The organism is Mycobacteriales bacterium (assembly GCA_036497565.1).
Lineage (GTDB): Bacteria > Actinomycetota > Actinomycetes > Mycobacteriales > QHCD01 > DASXJE01.
On sequence record DASXJE010000001.1, the window covers coordinates 1 to 1,778 of the forward strand.

Consider the following 1,778-nt stretch of genomic DNA (forward strand, 5'->3'; position numbering starts at 1 on the left):
GCCGCGGGCGTCAGCTGGAAGTTCTACCACGAGGCGGACACCGCCACCGGGCTGCCGACACTCAACCACTTCACCCAGTACTTCGACGCCAAGCCGGGTGACCCGCTTTACGACAAGGCGATGGCGAACTCGCCGGTCGGCAGCTTCGAGTACGACGTGGCCAACGACCAGCTGCCGACGGTCAGCTGGCTGCTGCCGCCCGCCGGGTTCGACGAGCACCCGAACGCCTCGCCGGCCGCCGGCGCGACGTACGTGGCCGCCAAGCTCGACGCGCTCGCGGCGAACCCGGAGGTCTGGGCCAAGACCGTGTTCATCCTGTCCTACGACGAGAACGACGGCTTCTTCGACCATGTCATCCCGCCGATCCCGCCGAAGGGCACGCCGGACGAATACGTCACGCTGACCTCCAAGACCGGCACCGACGGCGACGACCTGCCGGTCGGCTTCGGCTACCGGGTGCCATGCATCATCGTGTCGCCGTGGACGGCGGGCGGCTACGTCTGCACCGAGCTGTCCGACCACACCTCCCAGCTGCGCTTCCTCGAGCTCATCACGGGCGTCAAGGAGGCCAACATCAGCCAGTGGCGCCGGGAGACGGCAGGCGACCTGACCTCGGCGTTCCGGTTCGACCAGCCGCAGAACAACCCGCCGAAGCTGCCGGACACCAACGGCCAGTACAACCTGTCGCAGTACGAGATCAGCCAGTTCCCGCTGCCTACCTGGCCGACGACGAACCAGCAGATGCCGCGCCAGGAGCCGGGCAGCCGCCCGAGCGTGCCGTAACGCCTCACCTGCCGTGGCCGGCCCGCACGTCGGCCACGGCAGCACCAAATCCGCCGCGGGAAGCTTGGAGGCCGAAAAAGCGTTGGCATCACCGGACCGATGTCGTCTACTCTTTTCCCGCCGGTGAATGAACTTTCTGCAACTACGCCTGTGCCCGCTGACATGCGGCGCGCGCTGCCCAAGCTGATGCTGCTTGACCAGCATCGGCTCCGTCGCCGTCTCGACCGTGCCCAGCACCTGCGCGACCAGTCCGCGCGCGAGAAGGCCGTCACCGAGCTCGCGAACGACATCGCGCGCGCGACGCAGCGGGTGAGCCGCCGCCGCGAGACCGTCCCCGTCGTGACCTATCCGGAAGAGCTGCCTGTCAGCCAGCGCAGGGACGACATCCTCGCCACCATCCGCGACCACCAGGTCGTGATCGTCGCGGGCGAGACCGGCTCCGGGAAGACCACGCAGCTGCCGAAGATCTGCCTCGAGCTCGGCCGCGGCGTCGCCGGCCAGATCGGGCACACCCAGCCGCGCCGGATCGCGGCGCGCACGGTCGCGGAGCGGATCGCCGACGAGCTGGATACCAGCCTCGGCGACGTGGTCGGCTATAAGGTCCGGTTCACCGACAAGTCCGGCGACCGGACGCTCGTCAAGCTGATGACCGACGGCATCCTGCTCGCCGAGATCGCCGCCGACCGCGACCTGCTGCGCTACGACACCCTCATCATCGACGAGGCGCACGAGCGCAGCCTGAACATCGACTTCATCCTCGGCTACCTCAAGCAACTGCTGACCCGCCGCCCCGACCTGAAGGTGATCATCACCTCCGCCACGATCGACCCGGAGCGGTTCGCGAACCACTTCGCCGAAGGTGACGGCAAGCCCGCGCCGATCGTCGAGGTCTCCGGTCGCACCTACCCGGTCGAGGTCCGCTACCGTCCGATCGCGCATCCCGAGGTCGACTCAGAAGACGGTGACCGCCCGGGCAAGCGCGCCGGCACCGAGCG

Annotated in this window: 2 protein-coding genes; both read left to right on the plus strand. The window is 68.6% G+C overall.

What is annotated here, in order from left to right:
- Positions 1-783, plus strand: a 783-nt coding sequence (locus tag VGH85_00005) for an alkaline phosphatase family protein (protein HEY2172172.1), incomplete at its 5' end; no start/stop codon positions are given.
- Positions 784-945: 162 nt separating this feature from the next.
- Positions 946-1,778 (plus strand): DEAD/DEAH box helicase (locus VGH85_00010; protein HEY2172173.1); only part of this gene is annotated, 833 nt, incomplete at its 3' end.